This is a genomic window from Flavobacterium muglaense, from assembly GCF_014305155.1.
Classification (GTDB): Bacteria; Bacteroidota; Bacteroidia; order Flavobacteriales; family Flavobacteriaceae; genus Flavobacterium; species Flavobacterium muglaense.
Genome location: NZ_JACRUK010000003.1, coordinates 1 through 26,757, shown reverse-complemented (window position 1 = coordinate 26,757; position 26,757 = coordinate 1). Strand labels below are relative to the sequence as shown.

18 protein-coding genes are annotated in these 26,757 nt (G+C 35.7%); 13 read left to right on the top strand and 5 right to left on the bottom strand.

Features of this window, described 5'->3' with window-relative positions; all coding sequences use genetic code 11:
- Positions 1-213: 213 nt before the first annotated feature.
- Genes H8R24_RS02130 through H8R24_RS02120 form a run of 3 tightly spaced genes read left to right on the top strand, consistent with a single transcriptional unit; the run spans position 214 to position 7,255 of the window.
- Entirely contained in the window at positions 214-3,210 is a 2,997-nt protein-coding gene (locus H8R24_RS02130) for a SusC/RagA family TonB-linked outer membrane protein (protein ID WP_187017037.1), read from the top strand.
- A gap of 11 nt (positions 3,211-3,221) precedes the next feature.
- Complete coding sequence (locus H8R24_RS02125) at positions 3,222-4,619, top strand: RagB/SusD family nutrient uptake outer membrane protein (protein WP_187017038.1); 1,398 nt, start codon at positions 3,222-3,224, stop codon at positions 4,617-4,619.
- Entirely contained in the window at positions 4,619-7,255 is a 2,637-nt protein-coding gene (locus H8R24_RS02120; protein ID WP_187017039.1) for an alpha/beta hydrolase family protein, read from the top strand. Before H8R24_RS02125 ends, H8R24_RS02120 begins: the two co-directional genes overlap by 1 nt.
- 47 nt (positions 7,256-7,302) lie before the next feature.
- On the opposite strand, the gene H8R24_RS02115 is transcribed toward H8R24_RS02120, so the two are convergent.
- The 3 genes from H8R24_RS02115 to H8R24_RS02105 all read right to left on the bottom strand — a co-directional run bounded on the left by H8R24_RS02115 (position 7,303) and on the right by H8R24_RS02105 (position 9,712).
- Positions 7,303-7,575, bottom strand: coding sequence for a DUF6520 family protein (locus H8R24_RS02115; protein ID WP_187017040.1), 273 nt, complete (start codon positions 7,573-7,575; stop codon positions 7,303-7,305).
- A 73-nt stretch (positions 7,576-7,648) separates the two neighbouring features.
- On the bottom strand, positions 7,649-9,202 hold the full coding sequence (locus tag H8R24_RS02110; protein WP_187017041.1) for a MauE/DoxX family redox-associated membrane protein: 1,554 nt from the start codon (positions 9,200-9,202) through the stop codon (positions 7,649-7,651).
- Positions 9,203-9,430: 228 nt separating this feature from the next.
- The gene (locus H8R24_RS02105) at positions 9,431-9,712 is read right to left on the bottom strand and encodes a hypothetical protein (protein WP_187017042.1); all 282 of its coding nucleotides are present in this window, start codon (positions 9,710-9,712) and stop codon (positions 9,431-9,433) included.
- Between the two features lie 658 nt (positions 9,713-10,370).
- On the opposite strand from H8R24_RS02105, the gene H8R24_RS02100 reads away from it, so the two are divergent.
- The 10 genes from H8R24_RS02100 (at position 10,371) to H8R24_RS02055 (ending at position 25,481) form a co-directional block, all read left to right on the top strand.
- Entirely contained in the window at positions 10,371-10,766 is a 396-nt protein-coding gene (locus tag H8R24_RS02100) for a plasmid mobilization protein (protein ID WP_317172561.1), read from the top strand.
- The gene (locus tag H8R24_RS02095) at positions 10,751-12,040 is read left to right on the top strand and encodes a relaxase/mobilization nuclease domain-containing protein (protein ID WP_187017043.1); all 1,290 of its coding nucleotides are present in this window, start codon (positions 10,751-10,753) and stop codon (positions 12,038-12,040) included. The genes H8R24_RS02100 and H8R24_RS02095 overlap by 16 nt, the downstream gene beginning before the upstream one ends.
- A gap of 17 nt (positions 12,041-12,057) precedes the next feature.
- Positions 12,058-14,043, top strand: a complete 1,986-nt coding sequence (gene mobC / locus H8R24_RS02090) for a conjugal transfer protein MobC (protein WP_187017052.1) — start codon at positions 12,058-12,060, stop codon at positions 14,041-14,043.
- Positions 14,044-14,482: 439 nt separating this feature from the next.
- Positions 14,483-16,831, top strand: coding sequence for a type I restriction-modification system subunit M (locus H8R24_RS02085; RefSeq protein WP_187017044.1), 2,349 nt, complete (start codon positions 14,483-14,485; stop codon positions 16,829-16,831).
- Between the two features lie 11 nt (positions 16,832-16,842).
- Complete coding sequence (locus tag H8R24_RS02080; RefSeq protein ID WP_187017045.1) at positions 16,843-17,874, top strand: PDDEXK nuclease domain-containing protein; 1,032 nt, start codon at positions 16,843-16,845, stop codon at positions 17,872-17,874.
- Between the two features lie 3 nt (positions 17,875-17,877).
- Complete coding sequence (locus tag H8R24_RS02075; RefSeq protein WP_187017046.1) at positions 17,878-19,167, top strand: restriction endonuclease subunit S; 1,290 nt, start codon at positions 17,878-17,880, stop codon at positions 19,165-19,167.
- A gap of 3 nt (positions 19,168-19,170) precedes the next feature.
- Entirely contained in the window at positions 19,171-20,406 is a 1,236-nt protein-coding gene (locus tag H8R24_RS02070; RefSeq protein ID WP_225876757.1) for a DUF262 domain-containing protein, read from the top strand.
- Between the two features lies 1 nt (position 20,407).
- Positions 20,408-21,562 (top strand): AAA family ATPase, encoded by a 1,155-nt coding sequence (locus H8R24_RS02065; protein ID WP_187017047.1) that lies wholly within the window; start codon positions 20,408-20,410, stop codon positions 21,560-21,562.
- 3 nt (positions 21,563-21,565) lie between these two features.
- Positions 21,566-22,405, top strand: coding sequence for a hypothetical protein (locus H8R24_RS02060; protein ID WP_187017048.1), 840 nt, complete (start codon positions 21,566-21,568; stop codon positions 22,403-22,405).
- A gap of 1 nt (position 22,406) precedes the next feature.
- The gene (locus tag H8R24_RS02055; protein WP_187017049.1) at positions 22,407-25,481 is read left to right on the top strand and encodes a type I restriction endonuclease subunit R; all 3,075 of its coding nucleotides are present in this window, start codon (positions 22,407-22,409) and stop codon (positions 25,479-25,481) included.
- A gap of 262 nt (positions 25,482-25,743) precedes the next feature.
- On the opposite strand, the gene H8R24_RS02050 is transcribed toward H8R24_RS02055, so the two are convergent.
- Both H8R24_RS02050 and H8R24_RS02045 read right to left on the bottom strand, forming a co-directional pair.
- Positions 25,744-26,382 (bottom strand): hypothetical protein, encoded by a 639-nt coding sequence (locus tag H8R24_RS02050; protein ID WP_187017050.1) that lies wholly within the window; start codon positions 26,380-26,382, stop codon positions 25,744-25,746.
- Positions 26,383-26,385: 3 nt separating this feature from the next.
- The coding region (locus H8R24_RS02045; protein WP_187018521.1) for a transposase at positions 26,386-26,757 on the bottom strand (372 nt) is incomplete at its 5' end.

The following is a 26,757-nucleotide window of genomic DNA, read 5'->3' as shown; positions in this document are numbered from 1 at the left end:
AACAATTTTGCCCTAGCCCTTTGTTCCATTTGCAGAAAAAAAATAAAATAATAAATCCTTTAAAACCAAATGCCTATGAATTAAAAAACAAAAAAACTTCGTGCCGTAGCGCCTTCGCGGCACATCAAAAAAAAGGCCCTCTAACTCTTCTTGGCGGTTGAATAGAGGACCAAAGCTAACAAAACCAATGTTTCATTAAACCCATCCAAAAGTATGAAAAATTCATCACACTTCAAGCCTTGGGTAGTCCAAGTACTGCCCAAAATTTACTCTCTTTTTTTCCTGTGTTGCCTATCAGGAGTTTATGCCCAAAACAAAACGATCACAGGTATCGTGACCGATGACAACGGGGCTTTAGCCGGAGTTAGCATAATACTAAAAAGTAGACCCCTTGCAACCCTCACCGATGAAAAGGGCAATTATGCCATAATAGCAGGATCCAATGACATCTTGGTTTTTTCCTTTATGGGCTACAAATCTGTCGAAATAGCTGTTACCAATCATTCCATAATTAATGTGCACTTACGGGAAGATGCGACCACCCTCAAGGAAGTGACCATCAATGCAGGTTATTATACTGTAAAGGAAAAAGAAAGTACAGGCAGCATTGCCAGAATCACGGCAAAGGATATCGAAACGCAACCTGTGACTAATGTACTGGCAACAATGCAAGGCAGAATGGCAGGCGTTAGTATTACCCAAGAAACAGGAACGCCAGGTGGGGGATTCAATATCAAAATAAGAGGTTTAAACAGTTTACGGACGGATGCAAATGTTCCCTTGTATGTGATTGATGGAGTCCCTTATGCTTCTGATCCCATAGGATACAGCCAAACTTCCTCCGTCTTCCCGAATGTAACCAGCCCTTTAAACAGTATTGATCCCGATGCCATTGAAAGTATTGAAGTGCTAAAGGATGCCGATGCTACCGCTATTTACGGTTCCAGAGGTGCTAATGGTGTGGTACTGATTACGACCAAAAAAGGAAAATCAGGCAAGACACAATTTAATTTTAATGCTTCTACAGGTGCTGGAAAAGCAACAGCTTTTGCCAAATTGATGAATACCAGTCAGTATTTAGCCATGCGGAAACAGGCTTATGCCAATGATGGTATTCCTACTTATCCCGCAAATGCCTATGATACTAACGGAACTTGGGATGTGAACCGCTATACCGATTGGCAAAAGGAATTAATGGGTGGTACGGCCTCTTTTTCCTCCTTGCAAGGCAGTGTTTCAGGAGGAACTGAACAAACCCAGTTTTTGTTTGGGGGCAATTATAAGGAACAGGGAACAGTATATCCAGCCGATTTTTTATATCATAAGGGTGGTGTACTTTTGAATTTAGGGCACACTTCAACTGACAAGCGTTTTCGATTGACCGTGGCAGCAAACTATACTGTTCAAAATAACAACCAAGCTGCCGCAGATCTTACTATAGATGGCAGGTCATTGGCTCCGAATGCTCCTGCCCTTTATGATGCCGAAGGCAATCTCAATTGGGAAAATAATACTTTCGGAAATCCGTTGCGATTCCTGAATGCTGAACACCGTTCCAAAACAAATGATTTGATAGCCAATACACTAGTATCCTATCAAATTTTCTCGAAACTGCAAATTAAAAGTAGTTTTGGCTATACAGACACCAATCATACCGAAACCCGAACCTCTCCTTCCACCATCAATAACCCTTCCTTTGGTATCACGAGCGAGAGTTCGGCTTTGTTTGTGACCAAAACAGCCCGCAGGTCATGGATTATTGAGCCTCAATTAAACTTTAGTACACTATGGGGCAATGGCCATTTGGATGCTTTATTGGGAAGTACTTTTCAACAGCAACTGACTACGCGGTTAAGCCAAAACGGCATCGGTTTTACATCCAACGGTTTAATTTATGACTTGGCCTCCGCCTCCATACGACAGGTATTTTTGAGTGATGAGGTCGTTTATAAGTATGCTGCTTTATTTGGAAGAATCAATTACGACTGGAAGCAGCGGTATATCATCAATTTCACGGGACGCAGAGACGGTTCGAGTCGGTTTGGTCCTGAAAATCGTTTTGCTTTTTTTGGTGCTGTGGGGACTGCATGGATTTTTAGCAAGGAAGCCTTTTTGCAAAATTCTGAAATTCTGAGTTTTGGTAAGCTACGAGCCAGCTATGGTTCTACAGGAAACGATCAGATTGGTGATTACCAATTCCTCAATACCTACAGTTCTTCTGGTCAATCTTATCAAAATGTTGCAGGCTTACAACCCACAAGGCTTTTTAACCCCGAATTTAGCTGGGAAACCAATAAAAAACTCGAAGCTGCTCTTGAACTTGGATTCTTTAATGATCGAATTATGCTGACTGCTGCCACCTTTATGAATAAGTCTTCCAATCAATTGGTGGGGATTCCGCTACCCGGCACAACGGGTTTTAGCTCCATACAGGCCAATTTGAATGCTGTGGTAGAGAATACAGGTTTGGAATTTACTTTACAAACTAAAAATCGAACAGGAACTAATTTTAAATGGAGTACTGACTTTAATATTTCCATTCTTAAAAATAAATTGGTTGACTTCCCCGATTTGGAAGCATCGACATTTAGTCAACGGTATCGGATTGGTCAGCCGCTCAACATTAGTTTAGTTTATGTCTATAAGGGAGTTAACCCAGTTACCGGAATCTATGAGTTTGTGGACAGCAATGGAGATGGACAAATCACCTTTCCAGAAGACAAACAAAAAGTGGTAGACCTAAATCCTAAGTTTTTTGGAGGACTGCAAAATCAGTTGCAATATAAAAATTGGAATTTGAGTTTCCTCTTTCAGTTTGTGAAGCAAAAAAACACCAATATTAGTATAGGGGCTGCTGGAAGAAGAAATTACAATCAACCCGTGCGATTTGTGGACAGTTGGCAGCAGCAAGGAGATAGCGCCAATTACCAGAAGTTTACCACAGGAACCAATTCCCAAGTAATGAATGCCCAAACCTTATATGAAAACAGTGATGCTATGATCGTAGATGCCTCCTTCATAAGGTTGAAAAACATATCTATTAGTTATGCCATTCCACTCCCCAGAACAGCAATTAAATGTAAGGTATATGTAGAAGCACAAAACCTTTTGACTTTTACTCCCTATAAAGATGGTGATCCTGAATTCATAAAATCGGGCTTTTTACCCCCACTAAAAATGATCAATTCTGGTGTTCAGTTTCAATTTTAAAATATACTATCATGAAAAATATATATTCAAAAAATATTGGGTTGCTTATTGTCCTTGGAATGATAACAGCATTATATAGTAGTTCTTGCGACTCTTTTGTTGCCGTTGACTTGCCCAACAACCAATTGACTGGAGTGGTTGTGTTTCAGGATCCAACTACTGCCGACGCTGCCATGCGCAATGTGTATGCCTCCCTCAGGGATTCTGGGATTTTGACAGGCTCAGCCTTTGGTCTCTCCTATCGTTTGGGATGTTATGCCGATGAGTTGGATTTTTATGGTAGTGCCAGTAACAGCACCTATGATTTTTACAACAATTCGTTATTGCCCTTGAATCAAGCAATAAAAACGTATTGGAATACCACCTACAATCAGGTATATGCTGTCAATGCAGTGCTAGAAGGGATTACCGCCTCTACCAAAATCCCAAAGGAAGATGCCAACAGGCTCAAGGGAGAAGCCCTTTTTGTTCGAGCCTTTTTACATTTTTATATGGTTAATCTCTATGGAGACGTTCCTTATATCACCACTACAGATTATCAGCTAAACAAAAGTGTTAGTCGAAAAACTACCCAAGAGGTTTACCAACTTATTATTAGCGATCTTGAAGCTGCCTCAACATTATTGCCCGAAAATTATTATGGTAGTGGTCGAGCAAGACCCAATAAAGCTACAGTTCTCGCTTTGATGGCACGAGTTTATCTTTATACTGAAGCTTGGGGCGAAGCGGCTAATGCTGCCTCAGCGGTTTTAAATCAAACTTCACTCTATACTGATGAACCTGATATTAAGAAGGTGTTTCTGAAAGGGTGCAAAGAAACCATCTGGCAATTGACTCCCAACCCTGAAGGTAAAAACACATTTGAAGCGGCTTCCTTTACCATCTTGGCTGCACCACCGGCCAATGTTGCATTGACTGAATCTTTGGTACAATCCTTTTCCAATACGGATTTAAGAAAAACGGCTTGGATAGGATCAATAACAAACAATACCACTAGATTTTACTTTGCCAAAAAGTATAGTCAATATAATCCAGGATCTGTTTCGACTGAGTATTCTATCATTTTTCGGTTAGCCGAAATCTATCTTATCCGCGCAGAAGCAAGAGCGCACCAAGGCGAAACCATTAATGCCTTGGACGACTTGAATCATGTTAGGCAAGGTGCTGGACTTGTTCCTTTAAATGGTTTGAATCAACAACAGCTTTTAACAGCCATTATGAAGGAACGTCGTTGGGAATTGTTCACTGAGTTCGGTCATCGCTTTTTTGACCTCAAAAGAACGGGAACATTAGATGCTGAATTGGAAGGGTCAAAATTAGGATGGGACAGCACAGATAGGCTATTCCCAATTCCAGAAGACGAGCTTAGTTTAAATCCAAATTTATTACCACAAAATACGGGATACTGATGAAAACATTCTACTCTCCAATAAAAAAAACACCGTTTTACAACTTTTCCCAATGTTTCTTTTTTTTAGTCTTATTATGGTCTTTACCAGTTATAAGTCAGAAGGTTCAACAAAAGAAATTAACTGTGGATGATTATCATCTATGGAGTGACCTACAAATTAAAGACCTATCAGAGAACGGTGAATGGGTCAGTTATACGTTATACTATGAAAGTGGTCTTGATACTTTATTTGTGAAGAATACGATGAATAAAAAGCATTTTCATTTTCCAAAAGGCTACAATGGTAGTTATAGCAAAGCGGGATGGTTTGCGGTTCGCAATCCGAAAGGGCTTTGTTTGATCCACCTTAAATCAGGGAAACAGCAACAAATTGACAATGTGACTTCCTACGCCTTTTCAGGAAATGGGACTGAATTGATTTACTGCACTAAACAATCTGGAGACAGCAAACTAGAAGTATTGCGATTGGGTTCTGAAATAGTAGTATCTGTCGCAGGTGTAAAGCAATTTAAAATGGACAACTGCAAAGAGAAAATAGTCTTTAACTCTGTCACCAAAGATTTATCTACTGTTGAAATCATTTCTTTTGGAAAAAATTTTAAGCGTGAGACCGTCCTTAAAGAAACTAAAGCCACCTATCACGGGTTTGAATGGAATACAAATGATGATGGTATCGCTTTCTTTAAGAAAATGGAAACCTTTAAAAATAGAGAAAATAATACTGTGATTCTCTATGATTTAAAAACCAAAATGAGGTATGAATTGGATGGTAGTTCTTTTCCTAATTTTCCGAAGGACGGTGCTATTGTGCCTTTTGGAATGTATAAATTGACACTTTCTGATGACTTGGATAAGGTTTTCTTCGCGGTTGATTTTCCTACTAAACCTACTAATCCGAAGGTGCAACTTTGGGCAGGAAATGCTCCTTGGATCTATCCACAGGAACAAGTGTGGGCAACGAATAATACGGCAAGAATGGCTGTTTGGTTTCCACAAGAAGACCGATTTCAAATGCTAACTTCTGAAGAACACCCTTGGATTATGTTCACTGGGGATTTTAATTATGCTATTGTTGCCAATCCAAAAATGTATGAACCCCAATTTGAGGTTGGTAATGGACCAATGGATTTTTATCTTTTAGACCTAAGATCGGGAAAGAAAGATCTTTTCTTGGAGAAACAATCTTCCTATATTTTGGCTACTATTCCTTCGCCAAAAGGGAACTACATCGCTTATTTTCGGGACGCTGATTGGTGGGTATATGATATAAAAAATAAACTGCATAAAAACATAACTGGAAACCTTCCAACTCAGTTTGAATCGGAAGCTATTGATAGACCTATTGAACGGACAGCGGTAGGTTGTCCGGGTTGGACAAGGAATGATGAAACGATTGTACTTTATGATCGGAATGATATTTGGGAAATTAATCCTTTGACGGGCAAGTCTATTCGATTGACTCATGGGAAAGAAAACAACATCCAATTCCGTTTTAAATTGCAACACACGAGTTTTTATGGAAAGGAAAATTACAATGGATGGCTATCAACAATTGTGGATCTCGATGATGATGTAATGCTAAATGGTCTTTCAAAAGACGGAAATCTAGGAGTCTATTCATGGTCGCGAAATGCAGCTGAGCGAAAGTTATTTGATTCGAGTAAAAAAATAAGCCAGCTGAAACAAAACGGTACTGTCATTATTTGTAAGGAACAAAGTTTTGATTTACCTCCTCGCATTCTAATTTCAGAATCAGGTAAAAAACTAAAGACCGTAATTCAATCCAATAAGCAGCATTGGAATTATCAATGGCCTATGCTAAAAGAAATAGCCTATAAAGATTCCAAAGGCAACGAATTAAAAGGTTTTTTATGTTATCCGAGCGATTATGATTCCAGCAAAAAATATCCAATGGTGGTGCATATTTATGAGAAACAATTCAATGACAGACACAATTATATCAATCCAAGCAATCATTCCGATGTTGGATTTAATGTTATTGATTTCAATGCTGATGGTTATTTTGTTTTCTTTCCAGACATAAAATATGAGATTGGAAATTTGGGTTTTTCTGCCGTTGATTGTACCGTAGCTGGAACCAAAGCTGTCATTGATTTAGGTTTGATTGATAAACATAGAATAGGTTTAATTGGGCATTCCTTCGGGGGATATGAAACGGATTTTATTATTACACAAACCCACTTATTTAAAGCTGCCGTAGCAGGGTCAGCAGCCACAGATATGCGTTCGTTTTATCTTAGCTACAATTGGAATAGCGGTACTCCTGATATGTGGCGTTTTGAACACCATCAATGGCGCATGGGAATGTCTTATTTTAACAATAAAATGGGATATGAATTGAATTCACCGCTAAACCAGGCTGAAAAAATAAACACTCCTTTATTGGCATGGGCTGGCAATCAAGATAAGCAGGTGAATTGGCTACAAAGTATTGATTTTTATCTTGCCCTACGAAGATTGGGCAAAAAACAAGTGTTGTTATTATATGAAAACGAAGGGCATTCTTTGAAACAAAAAGAAAATCAGCTCGATTTAGGAAGGCGAATAAAACAATGGTTTGATTATTTTTTAAAAGAAGAAAAGAATCAAGGATGGATTAAAGAGAGCTTATAAATAAACGATGCAGTACACTGCTATACTGCATCGTTTTTGTTTTTAGGTTAACTGCCAACTTTGAATAATTCTGTTGGACAGGAAGTTGGTCCTGTCTTTTCATAAGCTTGCGGACCGGTATCGTTTTGTCTGCACATAACACCGCCATCTTCTTGGCACTGCACCTCGATTTGGCATGGTCTGTCGTCTTCATCTGCCGCCCATCCGATTACGAGATTTGGGCTAGCTGAATGAACATTCATTGACATCGTCATCAATGCTCCAGTAATGCCAAGTACAAATAGGAACATTGGCAACATTTTTTTTAAAAAAGTCTTCATAATATTAAAAATTAAAGTTAATGATCTACTCTGTTACAGGTTTTCGATCTTCCTCCTGATACTGGCCAGTATGCTATTGCGAAATGGAATGAATCGTTTTTTCCAATTCTTTTTTTAAATTTTTATTGATTTGATACACCAACAACTGCCTATTGATTATGATAAAAATATGGTGGTCTGTTATATAAAAAGAATGAAGCTTATGGCGTTGTATTCCCGGCAAATAAAAACTCATTAAACAGCTCTTTTTAGTAAGATCATAAACATCAAAAGTGGATACTCTTTTGGAAACCTTTTCGGGTTCATATTGTCCTCGTAAATGAGAATCAACGAAAAGTAAATGCTTATACGCTACTGCAAAACCATTTACCAATAAGGGAGGAACAGCCATTGTCTTTTGTGTTCCATTATTCAAATGTGCAATTTTAATTTGAGGGGTATTGACTGTATCAATGGTTTTTCCACGATAGTTTAATTTCCCGTAGTTGTCGGCTACTATATATTGATTTTTATAAGCATAAACATAGATGATTTTAGCTAGTTCTTTACTATAAGTTAAATGACCATCCGTATCAAATATTCCATCGTTCTTGGATTGCTTTTGGAGCAGTCCATAGGCTAATTTTAATTTAGATGGATTTTGAATATTAAATACCCCTAAAACATTTTCTCGGGTAGCACTACTCAATCCACGAAAGACGAAGTTTAGTGAATCCATTGGAATAGCCTTGGAAAAATAAGGTTGATCCAACTTTTGAACAGTACCTTTCCAATCTGCTGTTGTACCTGTGATTATTAATGGAGCCGAACCGTCCATCAAATAGAAAAAAGGCGAGTTAATCGTTAATTTTAAAGAATGGATCGAATATTTTTTTAAATCAATCACAATTTTATGCTCTTTGGTACTGCTTAGGGTTGTATCTATTTCCAATACATACAATGGAGCCGTATAATTACCCAGATATATTTTTCCTTTTCCATAGCCCGCAATGTAATAGGAATTGTATTTTAAATCCATTTGGTTTACATATTGAATCGGACGGGTAGGAAAACGGCGGATAAAAGGATTCTCCCTATTGATAATATAATCAGAGGACTGGAATAAGAACCAGACAAGACTTCCGCATATCATTATAGTTACTGGAAATAGTGAAATTACAGAGAAAAATTTATTTATTTTATGCCTTTTGGGTTGGTTCCCATAATGCTTTTCAACAGATATCCATAAAGCTATTATGGCTAGGATCATAAAAATAATATTAAAAATTAAATGTTCAGTCCATCCCAATTTTTCTAACACTCCTCCGCAAGAACAGGGAATATCCGAACTAAAATTTAGAATAATATAGATGTAAGATGTGAATAAAGTCATTATTACTAATGCACCATATAATCCCCAAAACCGAAAAGAATTAATTGATAAAGCTAAGGCTATGATTAATTCGATGACAGGAACAAACCAAAAAAGAATTTTAGCGTAAGCACTCAACAAAGGAGACTGCCCCAATTGCACCTGAAAGTTCTCGAAATCCAATAATTTGCTTACTGCTGCATACACAAACAACAAAATGTATAGTAAGGAAACAATCTCGATAATTACCCTTTGTGTCTTGGCATTTAGTTTCATAATCTATAAGTTTTTCGGCAACTGATTATTTGAAAATAAAATTGTTGCAATCGATAAATCAAAAACAAATTTAGCAAGCATTGTTTCAAAAATTAGCATCAAAACCAAGCCAATAGTGTTCAAGAATAAGCCATTTACTCTTTTTAGGAGAGAAAAATAAAAAAGTGCATACTCGATACTATATATCAGGTATGCACTCCTTTAATCTTTGTGAAACTCTTGTTAATTTTAAGCCTCACTCAAGGTCGCCAGTTTTTGATTTAATTCTACAAGACCTGCCTTTTGAAGACATTCCTCGGATAGATTTCTAAGTTCGGACAAGTCGTCTTTTGACAAGCTCCCCAACAAACCAGAATCATCATTTTCTAAAGTTAATCCTCGCATAATAACGTGGTTTAACAACAGTACATTTTTTCGTGAAATTTTCAAATCAATCTTCACTAACTCACTCATCCCAGGGCTACTTAAAACAGTATCAAAAACCTTGGCTACATCATTTGTTGTAATCATAATTATCACTTTTAAATTAATAGTATATGATACAAAGGTATAAAGCTCTTTCGAACTTATCCTAGGTGAAATTTGTCTATGATAGTTGGGATTCAAAAGGCTTGCTTAACTTAGCATTAGACAAGTCAAATAGGGCTCCATAAATTTTATAAAGACACCTCTATTTTTTTTTGACAACAACAAAAACCTTCCTTAAAAAAGTCAGGACTTTGTTGTTTTTAAAAGTTTGTATCCATTAGAAAAAGCACGCTTTCCTTCTTTTAATTACAAAGGAAAATGTATTTCAATTGGAAGCAAAAATAAAACAAATAGTATTGGCGTACCTTTTCTTTGAGTATTGTATTCCGTAACTATTAATCTAAAGCTCCTTTGGAGAATTCAATGCTTAATGTATTGAAACGGCTAATATTAAGAATTACATTGGGGAAGAAAATTAAGATAGCGTTTTAAAGACAATAGGTGCATTATCGATAAATCTTCTGTTTTTTTATGAATCGTAAAAGTAAAAATACGTTAGAAATAGCAGAAAGATTGCCACGTTCCTGCAATCGGCAAGATGTCCGTTTGTATCACAACCGAATCTTGCTGCCCTTTCACTCGGAACTCGTGGGCAGTGACACTGAAAATGGAAAAGTTTTGTAGAATATGAAAAAGAGAAATGATGAAAGAGCAAAACAACAATCGAAACAAATGGCTTCACTTGCGTTTAAAACCAGAGGAATATCAAAAAATACATCGGAAATTCAGCAAATCTACTTGTCGAAAACTAAGTGAATATGCCCGCAAAAATCTTTTGGAAAAACCCTTGACAATGAATTACCGCAACCAATCTCTCGATGAATTTATGACAGAGATGATTCATTTGCGAAGGGAACTCAATGCTTTGGGAAACAACTTTAACCAAGCCGTCAAAAAGTTGCATACGCTACAACAAATTGCGGAATTTAAGGCTTGGATTCTGAGCTATGAACTGGAGAAAAAAAAGCTTTTCAATACCATGGAAGAAATAAAAATACACATCCGAAAAATCTCCGAAAAATGGTTGCAATCATAAAGACTGGACATTCGATACACAACATTTTCAACTACAATGAGAATAAGGTTAAACAGGGCGTGGCAGTCTGTATTGGAGAAGGAAATTATCCTGTGGATGCAACTAAAATGAATGCCACAATGAAACTCAATCGGTTCCTGAAACAGCTTGACTTAAACGACAATGTAAAGCGAAATAGCGTTCATATTTCTTTGAATTTTGACAGTATCGAAAACAACATTTCTAAAGAGAAATTAATGGATATTGCCGACACTTATATGGAAAAAATTGGCTTTGGACAACAGCCGTATTTGGTATACCAACATCACGACGCTGGACATCCCCATATCCACATTGTTTCCATAAAAGTAAGGGCGGACGGAAGTCGGATTGACATGCAGAATATAGGTCGCAATCAATCGGAAACGGCTAGAAAAGAAATTGAAAAATCCTTTGGTTTGGTCGTGGCTCAAAGCGGTTCAAAAAAGCAACCTTTCGAACTTTTGCCTATTCATTCGGGAAAGATTCATTATGGGAAAATCCAATCTAAAAAAGCAATTGCCAATGTATTGAACGCTGTGCTCCCTTCCTATAAATATGCCAGTCTTCCCGAACTCAATGCCGTATTACAACAATACAATGTTTATGCGGACCGAGGCAGTGAAAATTCAAGGATCTTTAAATTAAATGGTCTCGTGTATCGCATTCTGGATCAAAATGGAAAACCCATTGGAGTGCCTATAAAAGCCAGTGACTTTCATACTAAGCCAACCTTGAAATTTTTGGAAGACAAATTCATCACCAACAAAAACAAACCAATAACACATGCCAAACGAATAAAGAACCTTATCGATTTAGCATTTTTAAACCAAAAACTAACGCTTACAGAACTCACAAAAATATTGGAAAAGCAAGGAATTGCCATCGTTTCAAGAACCAATTCTGAGGGATTGATCTACGGAATTACTTATGTGGATCATACCACAAAATGTGTTTTTAATGGTAGTTCGTTAGGAAAGGAATATTCAGCTAAAGCCATACAAGAACGTTGCGGATCAGCTATACCGAAAACTTTGGAAGTTCCATTTGTAAAAACAACGAAAATGTTGCCTAGCACTGCTAAAGTGGCAACTGCAAATGAAGGAACTTCTAAAGAAACAATATTGGGGAATACTCTAGTCGGTGAATTATTAGAAATATTAATCGAACCTGAGTATGTTAGCAATTATCTTCCCAATCCATTAAAGAAAAGGCATAAAAAAAGAAAGAGAAAAGGGCAATCTGATAATCCATAAAAAAGAAAATCATGGCAATGCAAACTGGAGAAAACGAACAGGCTTTGAGAAAAATTTTAGACATGACCAGACTCATCAGCATCTTGGTTTTGAGTCTTCATTTCTACTACTATTGTTATACCGCTTTTGAACAGTGGCAATTCGTGAGCGAATTCAGCGATAGTATTTTAGGGAATATTTACAAAACAGGTTTATTTAAATCCTTTTATACATCCAAATTCTTTGCGCTTGGTTTTTTAGTGATTTCACTCCTAGGAGCAAAAGGACGCAAAGATGAAAAACTAAAGTACAAAAAGGCCTTTGCATATATTCTGCCGGGGATTCTGTTTTATTTTTTGGGTGGCTTTCTATTCTATCTCAAAATGGAAATCGTTCAGGTTTCAATATCGTATATGATTACCACTATTGGTGGTTATCTTCTGATGTTATCAGGCGGTACACTCCTATCCCGAATCATAAAAAACAGGCTCAACCACAAAGACATTTTCAATAAAGAAAATGAAACTTTTCCACAGGAAGAACGACTTTTGGAAAACGAATATTCCATTAATCTTCCTGCTCGATACCATTTGAAGGATAAGCTTAGAAACAGTTGGATCAATATCATCAATCCTTTTCGTGCTTTAATGGTGTTAAGAACGCCAGGTTCGGGTAAATCCTACTTCGTTATTCGGCATGTGATTACCCAGCATATTCGCAAAGGGTTTACGATGTTTATCTATGATTTCAAGTTTGATGACCTTTCCAAAATTGCCTACAATACTTGGATTAAGTATAAGCATCTGTATCCTGTTGTTCCAAAGTTTTATGTCATCAATTTTGATGATCTCAATCGTTCCCACAGGTGCAATGCCTTGGATCCAAAATCAATGACAGATATAACTGATGCAACCGAATCAGCTCGTACTATTTTGCTGGGATTAAATAGGGAATGGATCAAGCGACAGGGGGATTTCTTTGTAGAATCTCCTATTAACTTTTTATCAGCCATCATCTGGTATTTAAGGAAATACAAGGATGGAGAATTTTGCACATTACCCCACGTTATAGAACTGATGCAGACGGACTATGACAGCCTGTTTACATTACTGCGAACCGAAAAAGAAATAGAGGTCTTGATTAATCCTTTTGTCAATGCCTATCTTAACGATGTAATGGAGCAATTGGAAGGTCAGATTGCCTCCGCCAAAATTGCTATGGCCAGACTTTCATCTCCTCAACTCTATTATGTTCTATCTGGCAATGATTTCACATTAGACATCAATAACCCTTCAGCACCTAAGATTGTTTGCATGGGAAACAATCCGCAAAAAATACAAATCTACGGAGCTGTCTTGTCGTTATATGTAAACCGTTTGGTCAAACAAGTGAATCAAAAAGGCAAGCAGAAAAGCAGTCTGATTTTTGATGAGTTTCCAACAATCTATCTCAATAATATAGATAGTTTAATAGCCACAGCACGCTCCAATAAAGTAGCCACTTGCCTCGGAATCCAAGACTTTAGTCAACTTCGAAAAGACTATGGTCGCGAACAGGCTGACGTGATTATGAACATCACTGGAAATATCGTCAGCGGGCAGGTTACTGGAGATACAGCAAAACAGCTTTCAGAGCGGTTTGGAAAGATCATGCAGGACAGGGAAAGCCTATCCATCAATAGCGGCGATACTTCTATAAGCCGCTCCAAACAATTGGAATCGGCTGTTCCTCCTTCCAAAATTTCGTCGCTAAGTTCAGGTGAATTTGTGGGTATGGTTGCCGATGATCCTGATTGTAAAATTGAATTGAAAACATTCCATTGTGAGATTTTAAACGACCATGAAGCCCTTAAAAAAGAGCAAGAAAATTATATTGACATTGAAGTCATTCGCAAACTGGATAATGCGATGGTACAACGCAATTATCTCCAGATAAAACAAGATATCCAAGACATTATTCACTCGGAAATGGAACGCTTGCTGAATGATCCGGGACTGGCTTATTTGGTTATTAAGAAAAAGTAAGGATTTGAATAATTTAGATTAAGATGCCTTTTGGATAAACATCAAACAAATCGAGTTAAACCAGCACCTCTTGGATATATAAGACCGGTTAAGTCTCATTGAACTCCACTATTTCATCAACTTATTCTACAAAATTAACTCAAGAAAGAAAACGAGAGTAATAAAGAAAAATCAGGTATTCAATTCTCATAAGAATAATATAAATCGATACAATGTGGAAAACCGTAAAACTCTTCTCTTTATAAAGTGTATTTTTGAAAACCAACCATAAAAAATGTTTTCTAAGGGCAAATTTTCAATGTATAAAAAGTGAATAAGCTGTTCATAATTTGAATAGGTTATAACTTATAAAAATCATAGATTTACATCTTTCTTTTTTTAAGCTAAAAATGCAAATACTACAATTTCTTTTTTTAAAACAGAACAACATTTCAATACAATGAACCAATCCGTACACAATAAATTAGTTTCCTTTATATGGTCAATTGCCGATGATTGCCTTCGCGACGTATATGTTCGTGGTAAATACCGCGATGTAATTCTCCCTATGGTCGTTTTACGCCGATTGGATGCCTTATTGGTGCCAACCAAAGAAGCCGTGATGGAAGAACTAACATTCCAACGGGACGAAGCGGGTTTTACCGAATGGGATGAAAACGGATTACGAGCTGCTTCTGGTTATGTGTTTTACAATACCAGCCAATGGACTTTGCAACGCCTACATGATACAGCAACCAATAGCCAACAATTGTTACAAACCAATTTCGAAGATTATTTGAACGGTTTCAGTGCCAACGTAAAAGAAATCATTGAAAAATTCAAATTAAGAAGCCAGGTTCGGCATATGGCTTCCAAAGATGTGTTATTGGATGTATTGGAAAAATTTACTTCTCCAGATATCAACCTGACCCCATTTGAAAAATTAGATACCAACGGTCGCAAACTACCTGCCTTATCCAATCTGGGAATGGGCTATGTGTTCGAAGAATTGATCCGAAAGTTCAACGAAGAAAATAACGAAGAAGCGGGAGAGCACTTCACCCCTCGTGAAGTAATCGACCTAATGACACACATTATTTTCGATCCAATAAAAAACAATTTGCCTCCGGTAATGACCATTTACGATCCCGCTTGCGGTAGTGGTGGTATGTTGACCGAAGCACAAAATTTCATCAAAGACGAAGAAGGCGAAATCCGAGCCATAAATTCCGATGTGTATTTGTACGGTAAGGAAATCAATGATGAAACTTATGCTATTTGCAAAAGCGACATGATGATTAAGGGCAATAATCCCGAAAATATCCGTGTGGGTTCTACCCTATCTACCGATGAATTTGCAGGAACTACTTTCGATTTTATGTTGTCGAATCCGCCTTACGGGAAATCCTGGGCATCGGAACAAAAATACATCAAAGACGGAAAAGACGTAATCGACAGCCGTTTCCAAATCCGATTGAAAAACTATTGGGGAATCGAAGAAGATGCCGATGCTATTCCGCGTTCTTCGGATGGGCAGTTGTTGTTTTTGATGGAAATGGTTAGTAAAATGAAACCGCTTTCGCAAAGTCCTTCGGGAACACGAATTGCCTCCGTACATAACGGAAGTAGCCTGTTTACGGGTGATGCTGGTGGTGGCGAAAGCAACATTCGTCGTTATATTATCGAAAACGATTGGTTGGAAGCCATTGTACAAATGCCGAACAATTTATTTTACAACACGGGTATAACTACTTATGTTTGGATCTTGAGCAACAACAAAACCGCCAACCGCATAGGCAAAGTACAACTCATTGATGCCGGACAATTGTTTCGCAAACTACGTAAGAATTTAGGAAATAAAAACTGTGAGTTTGCTCCCGAACACATTAGCGAAATCGTAAAAACCTATACCGATTTGGCTGCTGTCGAAAGAACGGCCGATGACGGAATCGCTTCTAAGGTATTTGACAACAGTGATTTTGGTTATCATAAAGTAACGATCGAAAGACCCAAACGCCTCAAAGCCCAATTCACTGCCGAACGTATTAAAGAACTACGCTTTGACAAATCGCTAAAAGAAGCCATGGTTTTTGCTTATGAAACCTTTGGCGAAGGCATTTATGAGGAAATTGAAAAGCATAAAAAAGAAATCTTGGACTGGTGTGAGAAGAACGAATTGAACCTCACCGCTGCCAACCAAAAGAAATTAGTCGCTAAAACTACTTGGGACAAACAAGCTTTTTTATTGGAACAAGCCTCTATTTTATTGGATAGTTTTGGCGATGTGCTATACACCGATTTTAACCTGTTTACACAAAAAGTAGATGCGGTAATCAAGGATAAAAAACTAAAATTAGGCGCTTCCGAAAAGAATGCGATTCTCAATGCCGTAAGTTGGTATGATGTCGAAGCCGAAAAAGTGATAAAAAGTACGGTGAAACTTTCTGCAGATAAACTAAGCAAGCTTTTAGCGCATTTGGATTGCACTGAAAAAGAGTTGGCCGATTACGGTTATTACCCAACAGCAAAAAAAGGGGAATACCTTACTTATGAAACCGAAAGCGACCTTCGCGATACCGAAAACATACCACTAAAAGAAGACATACATACTTATTTTCTAAGAGAAGTGAAACCTCATGTAGCAGAAGCTTGGATCAACTTGGATGCAACCAAAATTGGCTACGAAATTAGCTTTAACAAATATTTCTACCAACACAAACCCTTGCGTGCTATTGAAGCGGTAACGGCTGACATTATAGCTTTAGAAAAAGAAAGTGATGGTTTGATTGCCGAAATTTTAAATTTGTAAGTCCATTAAAAATGAATCAAATAAACCCAAACATAGAGGTAAATGAGTTATTCAACGCTATAAACCAATTAATTAACGAAGCCAAAACCAGAGTTGCTATAACAGCAAATGCAGAAACCACGGTACTCAACTGGAAAGTAGGGGTTTATATCAATGACTTTGTATTACAACAAAATCGTGCTGAATATGGCAAACAAATAATAGCCAACCTTTCGTTATTGCTTACCCAAAATATAGGTTCTGGTTGGTCATCAAAACACTTGCTGCATTGTCTCCGCAGTGCAGAGACTTTCTCAGAAAAACAAATTCTCTCCGCAGTGCAGAGACAATTGAGTTGGACACATCTAAAAACTATTTCGTACGAAAAAGACGCTCTAAAACGACAGTTTTATTTAGAAATGACCATCAACCAGCAGTGGAACACCCGAACCTTAGCCAAGCAAATAGACAAAATGCTTTATGAACGTACCGTTATTGCAAAAGAGCCGCAATTACAAATAGAACAAGCCGTTCAAGACTTGAATATAAAAAACACAATCAATCCTGATTTGTTTTTTAAAAACACTTATGTACTCGACTTTTTAGGTCTAAAAAATTACCATTCCGAAAAAGATTTAGAAAACGCACTCGTAAACAACATCGAAGCTTTTATTTTAGAACTTGGCGTTGGTTTTGCTTTTATCGAAAGGCAAAAACGAATTTCAATTGATGCGATCGACTATCATTTAGACCTATTGTTTTACCACCGTAAACTAAAAAGACTCGTAGCCATAGATTTGAAACTAGGTAAATTTAAACCCGAACACAAAGCACAAATGGAATTGTACTTGCGCTGGTTACAAAAAAACGAAATGCAAGAAGGAGAACAAAAACCCATTGGCCTTTTACTTTGTAGCGAAGGCAACACCGAACACATAGAACTCCTAATGTTAGACGAAAAAGACATTAAAGTGGCCCAATATTTAACCGAACTACCCAGTAAAGAATGGTTTGCAGACAAACTGCACAGAGCCATTGAAATTGCCAAAAACAACAGCTTATAAGCCATGCAAAAAGCACTAAAAAAATACGACCAATACAAAAACAGCGGTGTAGAATGGTTGGGGGAGATTCCTGAGCATTGGGAAGTGAAACGTTTTAAACACATTTTCTCTGAAAAGAAAAAAGAAACTAACGTAGAACTAAATTGTGGATCTATTAGTTTTGGTAAAGTTGTTTATAAAGATGATGAAAAAGTACCAGAGTCAACAAAAAGATCTTATCAAGTTTTATCTAAGGGTGATTTCCTAATAAATCCATTAAATTTAAACTATGACCTTATCAGTTTAAGAATAGCGCTTTCTGATAAGGATGTTGTGGTAAGTTCTGGTTATATTATTTTAAATGAAAACTTAAAACTAGATAAGAATTATTACAAATGGTTGTTACATATTTTTGATGTAGTCTACATGAAAACTTTAGGTTCTGGTGTTAGACAAACACTGAGTTTTACACATATTGCAAATTCCGAACTTGTTTTTCCAAAAATAGAAGAACAAACCGCAATAGCCAATTTCCTTTATGACAAAACCACCAAAATAGACCAAGCCATTGGTATCAAGCAAAAACAAATCGAACTGCTCAAAGAACGCAGACAAATACTAATTCATAAAGCCGTCACTAGAGGTTTAGATGAGGATGTAAAGTTGAAAGATAGCGGTGTAGAATGGATTGGGGAAATTCCGGAGCATTGGGAGGTGAATAAACTTTTTGGTCTATGTAATTTCATTCGAGGAAATTCAACTTTCAGCAAAGATGAATTATTATGTAATGGAGATTACGTTGCCTTACAATATGGGAAGACATACAAAGTAGATGAAATTAATGATAGCTATAGCTTTTATGTTAATGATGAATTTTACAAAGAAACTCAACTCGTGAAATATGACGATACAATTCTTATTTCAACATCTGAAACAATTGAAGATTTAGGTCATTCGGCTTATTATAATAGGAATGATATAGGATTGATTGGTGGGGAACAGATATTATTGAACCCAAACAATAAAAAAATAAATGGTCATTATTTATATTTTTACTCTAAACTATTTTCAAAGGAATTAAGAAAGTATGCTACTGGAATAAAAGTATTTAGGTTTAATGTAAATAACTTAAAAACGATTTATCTTTCAATCCCATCTCTTTCAGAACAAAAACAAATTGTTGAATACATAGAAACAGCCACCATCAAAATCGCCACTGCCATTTCCTTAAAAGAGCAAGAGATTGAGAAGTTGAAGGAATATAAAATGAGTTTGATAGATGGGGTTGTAACTGGGAAGGTTAGGGTTTTTTAATGAATGAAAAATAGAATAAATAATAATTGTAAATTTGCATTAAATAATTTAGAAATGGAAGAGCAATCAATTGATATAACAGAGATGAACCCAATCAACACTTCTGAAAACGCAAATTTTGAAGAAGATAATGTTGAGATAGAGCAAAATGACGAATCGTTATTGCTAATGGACAAACCATTTGATCCAACCAAAATTAATATTGAAACCAAAACACCTTCACTTGATACCCTTATAAAAAGAGTATTACACAAAAGTATTCAAATGAATACCGAAAGTTATTTTCAGCGTCAAGACGATTTATGGGATCCAGTTAAACAAAGTCGTTTAATTGAATCTATTTTAATTCGATTTCCTTTACCAGCTTTCTTTTTTGATGCAACAGATGATAACGAATGGTTAGTAGTTGACGGATTGCAACGCCTCAGTAGCATTAGAAATTTTTGTGTTGTAAAAGACCCTAAAAAGAGATTGAAATTAACCAATTTAGAGTTTTTATCGCATCTTAATGGAATGACTTTTGACGAATTGAGTGGAGATTTACAGCGTATAATTGAAGAATCGCAAGTGGTAATTTATAAAATTATGCCCGGCACACCTACTGATGTGAAATTTAATATTTTTAAACGAATCAATACCGGCGGGTTGGTACTTGAACCGCAAGAAATAAGACACGCTTTGTTTCAAGGAAAACCAGCTGTTTTTATTGCAGAATTAGGAAAGAATGCTGATTTTTTAAAAGCTACTGCAAATAAAATAAAAACACATCGCATGTTGGATCGTGATTTTGCAAATAGATTTTTGTGCTTTTATCTTTTTGGTTACGCAAACTATACGCCAGACTTAGACACTTTTATGAGTAAAGCCATGGCAAATATTAATGAGAAAACTGATTTAGAATTAGAAAAAATAAAATCAGATTTTAGCGAAGCAATGAAATTATCCAAGACTATTTTTGGTGATGAAGCATTTAGAAAGGTTTCCAATAATTATAAACGACTTCCCCCTATAAATAAAGCATTATTTGATGCAATTTCAACACAATTTGCTTTATTATCAAATGAAGAAAGAGAAATATTAAAATCAAGAAGAACACTTTTTAAAAAAGCATTAAAAAACAGTTTGACACAGGATTCACTATTTTTCATTTCTGTTACAAGTTCAACTGGTGATAAAAACCGAGTTTTCAAAAGACATAATACTATTGAACTGCTTATAAATCAAATAATTTCCGCTTAATATGATACAAACATTAGAAATAAAAAATTTCAAAACAATAAAGAATAAAAGATTTAATTTAAAGAACTTAAACTTAAATCTAGGATTAAATGGAATGGGGAAATCAACATTTATTCAATCTATATTATTACTTAAGCAGTCAAAGAGCCTTAGTGGTGGTCAATTAAATTTGCAAGGCGAATATGTAAATATTGGGACAACAAAAGACGCTTTGTATCAATATGCAAAAAAAGGAGAAAATTTGTGTTTTGAAATTCAATTTGATAATTCAGATGTTTTTTCAATGGAATTTGATTATAAAATTGATGCTGATTATTTTAGTTTTAACCCCAAATTAAACATGTATGGTGAAAGTAATGAAGCTATAGAAAAAGCAGAAAAATCTATTTTCAATAGAAACTTTCAATATTTAAATGCAAATAGAATTGAACCAAAATCAATTTATAATAAAAGCTATTCTAATGTTGTAAATGATAATAATATCGGAAACAATGGGGAGTTCACAGCGCATTATATAGAGAGTCATGGAAATGATGAAGTTCTATTTGATAATTTATTGCATAAAGACACTGTAGTAAAAGATACAACAACAAATATAGATATTGTGAATAGAACTTTAATTAATCAAATTAATTTATGGATGGGAGAAATATCTCCTGGTGTAAATGTTAGAACAACATCAATTTCGTCTGAATTTGTATTGCTAGAATATGTTTTTAAACAACCAAATTTTGGAAACACGAATCGTTTTAAACCTGAAAACGTAGGTTTTGGAATTACTTATGGACTTCCTATTGTCACTGCACTTTTGACTTCCAAACCAGGACAATTAATAATAATAGAAAATCCAGAATCTCATATTCATCCTCGAGGTCAAGCAGAATTAGGAAAACTTATAGCTAAGACTGCAATGAATGATGTACAAATAATTATTGAAACCCATAGTGATCACATATTGAATGGCATCAGAGTAGCTGTAAAAGAAGGAGATATAGATAAAGATAAAGTGGCTATTTTTTATTATGACAAAATTGTAGAAGCTAGTGAACAATATTCTAAAATTACAGATATCCAATTAGATAAAAAAGGAAATCTTAGTGAATATCCAGAAAACTTACTTGATGAATGGAGTAATCAATTATCAAAATTATTTTAACATATGGAAATGATATTTAATGAATTAAGCATCTTTCCTTTGTCTAATAATGAATATGAGGCTAACAATAAAATGGAAAAATTTTCTAATGCTGTAGCGGTGGCAAGAAAAAAAGGTTTTAGAAATATCCGTTCCTATCATAACATAAATCAAATTGATTTGTCAGAAAAATATTCAGTACATAATTGGATTCATAACAAAAATATTTCTAAAAACTATAGAGATATCCTTTTTGGAATGATAATACAACCTTTTATTAATGAAGATGATGAATTAGTTGAAGAAAGATATATAAATGCAAATTATTATTTTGAAGATGAAGAGAATGGTATTAAAAAACAAGAATGTGTCGGATTAGCTTCTGCATATTTGTATGAAACGTTAAGTATTAGTCTTTCCTCATCAAAAATTTGGGACAAACATTTAATACCAATAGTAATAGAAACAGAAAACTCAAGAACAATTGATAGTGTTTTGAATATATCATCAAAAGAAGTTCTTGATGTAGAGGAAATAAAAACATTCATCGAAAATTCTGGAGATGTTATTCTCATAAAAACTGATTTACTCCCTAAAGAAAAAAAAATACATTTAGCTTCTCATCATGGACAATCAGAATTACAATCTTTGTGTGATAAATTAAAACTAAGTGATTACGTTATTGAAATGCGTTCTACAAATTGGGGAGGTAAAAATTTTATTAGAGAGACCTACTCTAATGGTGTAATAGAAATAGTTCTAGTAAATTCACAGAGAGAATATGCGCTATGGGTTCAAACAACTGGAAAAAATTTAAGAGAAACACGAGCCATTTCTGAAATTCTTAGAAAAAAATATTCATAACATGCCTAGCCAAACCAACGAAGCCGCACTAGAAGCCGCCATAGAAAAAAATCTAACAGGAACTTGTCTGGAAGATTTAAAAAAAGAAGGTCAACTCCAAGAACGAACCGAATTGTACCGTGGTGGTAATGGCTATTACATTGGTTATGCTTCTGATTTCAATCCAAAATATGCAATTGATGAGGTTCGGTTTTGGCATTTTCTGGAAGAAACTCAAAAAGAAGAACTGGCAAAAATCCAAAAACAAAAAGATTGGAAGTTAAAGATATTGGAACGTTTGGATCGTATGGCAAAAAAATACGGCATCTTGCGTTTGCTTCGCAAAGGATTGGATGTAGACGATGCGCATTTTACCTTGTTGTATGTAGCACCCTTAGCGAGTAGTGGTGCAACTGCAAAAGCCAATTTTGAGAACAATGAATTCAGCGTAAGCCGCCAAATCAGGTATTCTTTAATCAATCCAAGAGAAGAAATTGATATGGTCGTTTTTGTGAATGGGGTGCCTATCGCCACAATGGAACTCAAAAACCATTGGACGGGACAAAACGCCAAAGTTCACGGACAAAACCAATACAAATACAAAAGAGACATTAGCCAACCGCTGTTAAATTTCGGTCGCTGCATCGTGCATTTTGCCGTCGATACGGATGAAGTCTATATGACCACCAAATTAGACGGAGCGGGCACTTTCTTCCTCCCTTTCAATCTAGGACATAATTACGGAAAAGGCAATCCACCCAATCCTTTTGGACATAAAACAGCCTATTTGTGGGATGAAATCTTAACACGTGAAAGTGTGGCCAACATCATCCAACATTTTGTGCGTTTTGATGGGAAAGAAAAAGATGCCTTAACAAAGAAAACTTTGTTTTTTCCTCGCTATCATCAATTGAAAGTGGTTCGAGCTATTTTAGCCGATGCAAGTAAAAAAGGTGTGGGTCAAAACTATTTAATTCAACATTCAGCTGGTTCTGGAAAATCAAACTCCATCACTTGGGCAGCTTATCAATTGATAGAAACTTATCCTGAAAGTGAAACCACAGCCGGAAGTAAAGGGATAAGCAATCCCCTTTTTGATTCGGTCATTGTAGTAACCGACAGACGATTATTAGACAAGCAACTGCGAGAAAACATCAAAGAATTCTCGGAGGTAAAAAATATAGTGGCTCCCGCCTACTCTTCCAAAGAATTAAAAGAAAGTTTAGAAAGTGGTAAAAGGATTATTATTACCACGATTCAAAAATTCCCTTTCATAGTGGATGGAATAGCCGATTTAAGCGACAAACGCTTTGCGGTAATTATAGACGAAGCGCACAGCAGTCAAAGTGGTTCTGCTGCCGATAATATGAATCAGGCTATGGGAAGTAATAACAACGAGGAAGAAAGTGAAGATCCGCAAGACAAAATTTTGGAAATCATGCGTTCTCGAAAAATGAGTAAAAACGCCTCTTATTTAGCTTTTACAGCTACACCAAAATCCAATACTTTAGAAAAATTTGGGGTGCCACAAGAAGATGGTTCTTTCAAACCCTTCCATTTGTACTCCATGAAACAAGCCATTGAAGAAGGTTTTATCTTGGATGTTTTGGCCAATTACACGACTTACAAAAGTTATTACGAAATTGAAAAATCAATAGAAGAAAATCCGCTATTCGACACTGCAAAAGCCCAAAAAAAATTAAGGGCGTATGTAGAACGAGACCAACAAACCATTGCCTTAAAAGCGGATTTAATGCTCGATCATTTTATCAGTAGTTTGGTCAATACCAAAAAACTAAAAGGAAAAGCCAAAGCTATGGTGGCCACACAAAGCATCGAATCGGCCATTCGGTATTATTTTGCCATTCGACAAATACTCAAAGACAAAGGAGTGCCATTCAAAGCCGCAATTGCTTTTTCTGGGAAGAAAACTGTGGATGGCATTGAGTATACCGAAGATAGTTTGAATGATTTTCCGGCACATTTAGACACTACAAAACCGACAGATTCAGGGTATATAAGTGATAAAATTGCAAGATATTTTAATATGGATGGCTATCGCATTTTAGTGGTGGCCAACAAATACCTCACTGGTTTTGACCAGCCTAAATTGACGGCGATGTATGTCGACAAAAAACTACAAGGAGTTATGGCAGTTCAGGCTTTATCAAGATTAAATCGATCAGCAGATAAATTAGGCAAGAAAACGGAAGATTTATTTGTCCTCGATTTCTTTAACTCGACCGAGGAAATGAAACTATCCTTTGACCCTTTCTACACGGCAACATCACTAAATAAAGCCACTGATGTAAACGTATTGCACGAAATCAAAGCCATCTTAGACGAAGTAGGTGTTTACGAATGGGCTGAAGTGGAGGATTTCATAGACAAATATTTCAAAAAAGTAGACGCGCAACTTCTGAGTCCAATTATTGATGTGGCTGCCGACCGTTTCAACTTTCAATTAGAACTCGAAGACAGCGACAAAGCCGATTTCAAAATTAAAGCCAAGCAGTTTGTTAAAATTTACGGCCAAATGGCTTCCTTATTGCCCTATGAAGTAATAGGTTGGGAAAAGCTATTTTGGTTTTTAAAATTCTTAATACCAAAACTTATTATTGTTGATCCCGATATTGATGCCTTAGACGAATTACTAAATTCAGTCGATTTATCTACTTATGGACTGGAAAGAGTAAAACTCAACGCCAGTATTGTTTTAGACGAAGCAGAAACCGCATTAGACCCACAAAACCCAAATCCTAGAGGTGCTCACGGTACTGACAAAGAGGAAGACCCTTTGGATTTAATCATAAACAGCTTTAACGAAAGATGGTTCCAAGGATGGGAAGCCACACCCGAAGAACAACGAGCAAAGTTTGTGAATTTGGCTAAAAACATGCAAACTCATCCCGATTATAAAGAAAAATATTCAGCAAACGCAGATACACAAAACCGGGAAATTGCATTCAAAAAAATATTTGATGATGTAATGGCGCAACAACGTAAAATAGAACTTGACTTATACAAAAAAGTAACTCAAGATGATGCTTTCAGAATTGCCATGCAGGATACTTTGAAAAGGATTTTGAGTGCTTGATAATCATTATGTTTTATTTCGAAACTAGATAAAAAATTAAGGTTTTTATTCTTAACTTTTTATACGGGCAAAGTCGGCAAGTCAAGCCCTTACTTCTGTGAGTTATATAATTAGTTTACTATAGCCCCATATTACTATATAATCCATGATAACTAGGATTATTAGGGTCTAGTTGTTTTAATTTCATTGCGGTTTGCAAGGCTTTTGCTTTATAATTGGATAGAAAACAACCATAAATAACAATAAGATCAAGAAATAAAATTTATTGATGTACCACTAAAACGGGATTGGAATATGAATTTTCTAATTTTGATATTAGATTAGATTTAGACAAACCTATTTTTCTAAATAAATCTGGTTTCTCATCTACAACACATATAATACCATCAAGATGAGATGCAATATAGTCTTTAAAATCATAAGATAGTTTTGTGTATTCAATAGTTAACACTTGTTTTAAAAATGGTTTTAAATAAATTATTAATGCCTCTAAATTATTTGTAGCTTGAATTGTTATTTCATTCTGAATTTCCAAAACTAAAATTTTAACTTCAAAATTTGTATTTTCCAAAACTTTACAAAAATTATCTAAATCAATGGTGTTTAATTTTTGTCTAAAATCTGAAACGATGGTGAGATAAAGTTTCTCAAAAGCAAAAGCAGGAGGCCGAATTATTAAAACTGGTGTACGCCGTACTTTTTCTAAAATATTTTGAGCATTCTTTCCGACTTTTGTTCCTGCACCACCTGTGATAATTAATAAATTAGCACCTCTTATTTCTAAATTTTCTTTAATACCATCTACTACATTTATACTCTGAGAAACACCATAAAATTTATGTTTTACATTGTTAGATTTTAATTTATAATAATTTAGGGCTTGCTGAAAAAGTATTCTCAATTTTCATATAACTGGATTTAATTTCACCAAATAATCACTTTCATAATTGGGATTTCTTAAGAAAAGAGATAAAATCAGGCCATTCAAAAAGAGCCAAAAATATTCCTTGCTTAGCTTTAGAATATTCATCACAAAGAATATGGCACCTATCCAAGATTCGCTGGTTTGTGCCAATCTTGCCATAATCTTATTGAGTTTGTATTTTGATTTCCCTTGCCCGAATTTGCCTTCTATATGATTTCGTTCCCCTCGTTCATTTTTCAATTTGGTTTTTTCATATCGACTTAAATCTTCTTTGGGCTTTCTGCCCAATGGTTTTCCAGTGTGCCGTATGTTTCTGTCTTTTAAGAACTTCCTGTTTTCACGATTCATATA

What these genes read in the sequence shown, in the direction of transcription:
- H8R24_RS02130 (WP_187017037.1), top strand. Translation starts at nt 214, where the DNA reads ATGAAAAATTCATCACACTTCAAGCCTTGGGTAGTCCAAGTACTGCCC.
- H8R24_RS02125 (WP_187017038.1), top strand. Translation starts at nt 3,222, where the DNA reads ATGAAAAATATATATTCAAAAAATATTGGGTTGCTTATTGTCCTTGGA.
- H8R24_RS02120 (WP_187017039.1), top strand. Translation starts at nt 4,619, where the DNA reads ATGAAAACATTCTACTCTCCAATAAAAAAAACACCGTTTTACAACTTT.
- H8R24_RS02115 (WP_187017040.1), bottom strand. Translation starts at nt 7,575, where the DNA reads ATGAAGACTTTTTTAAAAAAAATGTTGCCAATGTTCCTATTTGTACTT.
- H8R24_RS02110 (WP_187017041.1), bottom strand. Translation starts at nt 9,202, where the DNA reads ATGAAACTAAATGCCAAGACACAAAGGGTAATTATCGAGATTGTTTCC.
- H8R24_RS02105 (WP_187017042.1), bottom strand. Translation starts at nt 9,712, where the DNA reads ATGATTACAACAAATGATGTAGCCAAGGTTTTTGATACTGTTTTAAGT.
- H8R24_RS02100 (WP_317172561.1), top strand. Translation starts at nt 10,371, where the DNA reads ATGATGAAAGAGCAAAACAACAATCGAAACAAATGGCTTCACTTGCGT.
- H8R24_RS02095 (WP_187017043.1), top strand. Translation starts at nt 10,751, where the DNA reads ATGGTTGCAATCATAAAGACTGGACATTCGATACACAACATTTTCAAC.
- mobC (WP_187017052.1), top strand. Translation starts at nt 12,058, where the DNA reads ATGCAAACTGGAGAAAACGAACAGGCTTTGAGAAAAATTTTAGACATG.
- H8R24_RS02085 (WP_187017044.1), top strand. Translation starts at nt 14,483, where the DNA reads ATGAACCAATCCGTACACAATAAATTAGTTTCCTTTATATGGTCAATT.
- H8R24_RS02080 (WP_187017045.1), top strand. Translation starts at nt 16,843, where the DNA reads ATGAATCAAATAAACCCAAACATAGAGGTAAATGAGTTATTCAACGCT.
- H8R24_RS02075 (WP_187017046.1), top strand. Translation starts at nt 17,878, where the DNA reads ATGCAAAAAGCACTAAAAAAATACGACCAATACAAAAACAGCGGTGTA.
- H8R24_RS02070 (WP_225876757.1), top strand. Translation starts at nt 19,171, where the DNA reads ATGAAAAATAGAATAAATAATAATTGTAAATTTGCATTAAATAATTTA.
- H8R24_RS02065 (WP_187017047.1), top strand. Translation starts at nt 20,408, where the DNA reads ATGATACAAACATTAGAAATAAAAAATTTCAAAACAATAAAGAATAAA.
- H8R24_RS02060 (WP_187017048.1), top strand. Translation starts at nt 21,566, where the DNA reads ATGGAAATGATATTTAATGAATTAAGCATCTTTCCTTTGTCTAATAAT.
- H8R24_RS02055 (WP_187017049.1), top strand. Translation starts at nt 22,407, where the DNA reads ATGCCTAGCCAAACCAACGAAGCCGCACTAGAAGCCGCCATAGAAAAA.